At 72.4% G+C, this 4244-nt stretch carries 4 protein-coding genes and 1 pseudogene; 3 read left to right on the top strand and 2 right to left on the bottom strand.

The window, feature by feature from the left end; all coding sequences use genetic code 11:
- Positions 1-113: pseudogene (locus ACFV4F_RS42655) on the bottom strand (electron transfer flavoprotein subunit beta); the annotation flags it as partial.
- Between the two features lie 349 nt (positions 114-462).
- On the bottom strand, positions 463-789 hold the full coding sequence (locus tag ACFV4F_RS42660; RefSeq protein WP_380511289.1) for a thioredoxin family protein: 327 nt from the start codon (positions 787-789) through the stop codon (positions 463-465).
- A gap of 335 nt (positions 790-1124) precedes the next feature.
- Between ACFV4F_RS42660 and ACFV4F_RS42665 the strand changes: the two genes are divergently transcribed.
- The 3 genes from ACFV4F_RS42665 to ACFV4F_RS42675 all read left to right on the top strand — a co-directional run bounded on the left by ACFV4F_RS42665 (position 1125) and on the right by ACFV4F_RS42675 (position 4127).
- Positions 1125-1550, top strand: coding sequence for a DUF4395 domain-containing protein (locus ACFV4F_RS42665; protein WP_380449059.1), 426 nt, complete (start codon positions 1125-1127; stop codon positions 1548-1550).
- Between the two features lie 217 nt (positions 1551-1767).
- Positions 1768-2538 carry a lysophospholipid acyltransferase family protein gene (locus ACFV4F_RS42670; RefSeq protein WP_380499775.1) on the top strand — a complete coding sequence of 257 codons (771 nt, stop codon included), beginning with the start codon at positions 1768-1770 and terminating at the stop codon, positions 2536-2538.
- 233 nt (positions 2539-2771) lie between these two features.
- Complete coding sequence (locus ACFV4F_RS42675) at positions 2772-4127, top strand: TolB family protein (protein ID WP_380511292.1); 1356 nt, start codon at positions 2772-2774, stop codon at positions 4125-4127.
- The last annotated feature ends 117 nt before the right edge of the window (positions 4128-4244 follow it).

Here is a 4244-nt window from a genome sequence, read left to right on the forward strand (position 1 = left end):
TCCGACAGGAGGCCGTCCACGCCCTCCCGGTCGGTGGTGTGGTCGTCCGCGAAACGACGGTCACCCGTCGCGTCCGGCACGTGCTTCACACAGACAACGATCCTCAAGCTCACGGCCTGTCTCCTGTACTGGTCTCGTCCGGCGGCTGCGGCTGTGCAAGCCGGTGCGAACATGGTTCGCACCTGCTCCGGGCAGCGGATTTCCCGTGCCGGTCCGGAACTTCCTGGCAGCATACTCGCCGGTAGCCCAGTGGTCACTACTGGCCAGTAGCTTACGCCGGGAGGGCTGCACCACCGCCTGCGCCCATCCTGCCCCAGCCCGCCCCCGACACCACCCGACGGGGCGGCACATCCGCGGCGGGATTCCCGGCGCCAACGACGAACCGACGACGGCGAACAGATGACAGGTGACAGATAACAGATTTCGTCATCTGTTATCTGTCACCTGTTCGCCGTCACGTGCTCAGACCACCCGCCCGAGCGCCGCGATCACGTCCGCCTTGCGCGGCATCCCGGCTGCCCGTCGCACCACGCGCCCACCGGCGTCCAGGACGAGCACGGTCGGCGTCCGCAGGATCTCCAGCCGGCGCACCAGCTCCAGCCGTTCCTCCGCGTCCACCTCGACGTGCGCGACGCCGTCGACCATGCCGGCCACCTCCGCGAGCACCCGCCGGGTCGCCCGGCAGGGCTGGCAGAACGCCGTCGAGAACTGGACGAGCGTTGCCCGCTCCCCCAGCGCCCCGCCCAGCTCCGCCTCCGACAGCCGGACCGTCCCGTTCTCGGTGGACACCTTCGACCTCCCGTCGCACCTTCACCAGCAGCAGCTCGCGCCCCACCACCGCCACCGGCAACCCGGTGACGCACAGCCAAAGGACCCGCCCGCCCCCAGTCTGCGGCAGTCTCATGCTCATCCCAAAAGCGGATTGTCATAGACAGGTCGCCCGCCGACGCTCGGCCCGCGTAGCATCGGCGAGTGGATTCCGACCGCCCTTCGCAGCCGCCGATACCGACCTCCCGCCGCCACGTCGCCCTGGGCCGGGCCACCGCCTCCCGCTGTCACCGTCGCTGACGCGCCGCCCGCACGCGCCCCCCGCCGCCGCCCGTCGCGACCCTCCCGGAGCCCCTGTGCAGATAGACCCCCGCGGCCCCCGCTTCTCCGCCGCGCTCAGCGCGATCGTCCTCGCCGCCGTGCTGATCACCGGCAGCGGCTCGCTCCTCGCCCTCCAGGCCGCCGTCTTCGCACTCCCCGCGTTCGGCGGCCTGCGTCTCTCCCCCTACGGCTGGCTCTACCGCACCTTCGTCCGCCCCCACCTGGCGCCGCCCACCGCGACCGAGGACGAGCGCCCGCCGCGCTTCGCCCAGGGCGTGGGCCTGGTCTTCGCCGCCGTCGGCAGCCTCGGCTTCCTCAGCGCCGTCCCCTGGCTCGGCCTGCTCACCACCGCGTTCGCCCTGGCCGCGACCTTCCTCAACGCCGCGTTCGGCTACTGCCTCGGCTGCGAGATGTACCTGCTGATCCGCCGTGCCCAGGGCCGCCCCGACGTCGTGGCCTGACCCGACCGGGAAAAGTTCCCACCTGGATTCATCACCGATATCACACGGTGAATATCCGCTTGACGGCACGCCTCAGGTGACAGCAGGCACTCGTTCGGGGGATCATCTCCGTGTATCACCCGTGACCGCCGCGGCGTGCCGTGCTCCGGTCGGCCCCCGCGCAACGGCGCGGGTCCCCGCCGTACCGGGCCCCGGCCCGTGGAAGTCAGGACTGACCGTGGCAGAGTTCGTCTACCCGCCGGTGATCGGCGCCGCACTCACCGCCTTCCGCGCGCTCGACGTGCGCATCAAGATCGTGGGTGCCGAGCACATCCCCGCCAAGGGCGGAGCCGTGCTGGTCAGCAACCACATCAGCTACCTCGACTTCCTCTTCGCCGGCCTCGGCGCCTACCGCGGCGGCAAGCGCAAGACCCGCTTCATGGCCAAGGACGACGTCTTCAAGCACGGCGTCTCCGGCCCGCTGATGCGCGGCATGAAGCACATCCCGGTCGACCGGACCGACGGCCAGCCCGCGTACGAGGCCGCGGTGCGCGCCCTCAAGGCCGGCGAGGTCGTCGGGGTGTTCCCCGAGGCGACCATCAGCCGCTCGTTCATGCTGAAGAAGTTCAAGACCGGCGCCGCCCGCATGGCCGCCGACTCCGGCACCCCGCTGCTGCCCGTCGTCCTGTGGGGCACCCAGCAGCTCTGGACCAAGGGCCGCCCGAAGACCCTGACCAAGCGGCACGTCCCGGTCACCATCATGATCGGCGAGCCGATCCACCTCACCGCCGGCGACAAGCCGGTCATGGTCACCCGGAGACTGCGCGCCGCGATGAGCGAGATGCTCGACCGCGCCCAGCGCGAGTACCCCGGCAAGCCCTCCGGCCCGGACGACACCTGGTGGCTGCCGGCCCAGCTGGGCGGCACCGCGCCCACCCTGGAGGTCGCCGAGGCCGAGGACGAGGCGGAGGCCCTCGCCAAGGCCGAGCGCCGCGCCGCCAAGGGCTGAGCCCGCCGACCGGTCCCCGGCCCTTCACCGCCCGGGTCCGTCGCCTCCCCTGCCTGCCACCCCCATTCCGCCATTACTCCGTGTGGCCGAGCGAACGCGCTCCGACGCGTGTCGCCCGGCCGCCGACACCTCCCGTCTGACACAGTGACAGACCCGTTCGGGGGCCTTCGTCCTGAATCGGCGACGGAGCGAGAGTCGGAGCGGCCGCGAGGCCGGAGACGGAGATGACGCGGATGACCGGCACAGGGCAGTCAGCCACGACCAGGGCCCGCACCCGCGCAAGCGCCGGTGCGGGCCTTCTGCTGCTGGGCACCCTGCTCGCCGGCTGCGGAGCCGAGCCCGGCGAGATCCCGCTCTCCGAGATCCGGCCCGAGAGCCCCACCGCCACGCCCGAGCCGACGACCGCCTCCCCCACCCCCGGCGTCGTCGGCGCCGCGGCCGGTGCCACCGGCGCCGCCGCGGTGGCGGCGCACAACGGCCTGATCGCCGGCCGGGCGTTCGTCGACCCCGGCCGCACCACCAGCGCCATCGTCACCGTCGGCCCCGACGGGAGCGGCGAACACCAGGTCACCCAACCGCCCGCCCGCGCCCGCGACGACCGTCCCGACTGGTCCCCCGACGGCAGCACCATCACCTTCGACCGCACCGACCCGCAGACCGGCACCGCCCGGCTCTGGACGGTCGCCGCGAGCGGCGACGGCGAGCACCAGATCGGCCAGCTCTGCGAGAACGGCACCGCCGACTGCAGCAACGAGGACGAACGCGCCCCCGCCTACTCCCCCGACGGCACGCAGCTCGCGTTCAGCCGCTCCTGGGGCGCCGTCAACCCGGCCGGCAACAACACCACCCAGATCCAGTACTCCGACCTCTACCTGATGGCCCCGGACGGCACCAACGTCCAGCGCCTCACCTTCCTCACCAACGACAAGCCGTACTCCGGCGAGGTCGGGAACCCCAGCTGGTCCCCCGACGGCAAGCGCCTCGCCTTCGAGTACCGCACCGGCGCGAGCGGACAGCCCGCCAACTCCCGGGCCGTGTACGTCGTCAACACCGACGGGACGGGCCTGCGTCAGCTCACCCCCTGGGAGCTCCGCGCCGGCGACCGCGCGAGCTGGTCCCCGGACGGCAGCCAGATCCTCTTCACCACCTACCCGGCCGGCCCCGAGAACGCGCCCGGCGGCGGCATCTACACCGTCCACCCCGACGGGAGCGCCATCGCCGCCCTCACTCCCGCCCCTTCCGACGCCTACTACGGCGCCGCCTCCTACGCACCCGACGGCCGGTCGATCGTCTTCGCCCAGGCCCCCGCAGGCGCGACCGCCGACCTCTACAGCATGCAGCCGGACGGTACCGGGGTCGCCCGGCTCACCAACAGCGCCGGTCAATGGCTCAGCCGGCCGAAGTGGGGCACGGCCGCGCCGTCCGCGCCCGCGGCGCCCACCCAGGCCCCGGCCCAGGCACAGGCGCCGGCCCAAGCTCAGGCCCCGGCTCAGGCACCAACCCCGGCGCCGGCACAAGCCCAACCGTCGGCGAACGCCCAGGTGAACCCGCAGGCCCCGGACGGCCAGGACAGCGAGGACGACAACTGAGCCTCTCCGGAAAATCACCGGAAACGCAAAAAGACCCACTCCCGATCGGGAGTGGGTCTTTTTGGAATGATTGTTCGGCGGCGTCCTACTCTCCCACAGGGTCCCCCCTGCAGTACC

The sequence above is a fragment of the Kitasatospora sp. NPDC059722 genome (assembly GCF_042733235.1).
In the GTDB taxonomy this organism is placed as follows: domain Bacteria; phylum Actinomycetota; class Actinomycetes; order Streptomycetales; family Streptomycetaceae; genus Kitasatospora.

Excerpts from the sequence above, each read along its gene's own strand:
- ACFV4F_RS42675 (WP_380511292.1), top strand. The coding sequence starts at position 2,772 with ATGACCGGCACAGGGCAGTCAGCCACGACCAGGGCCCGCACCCGCGCA.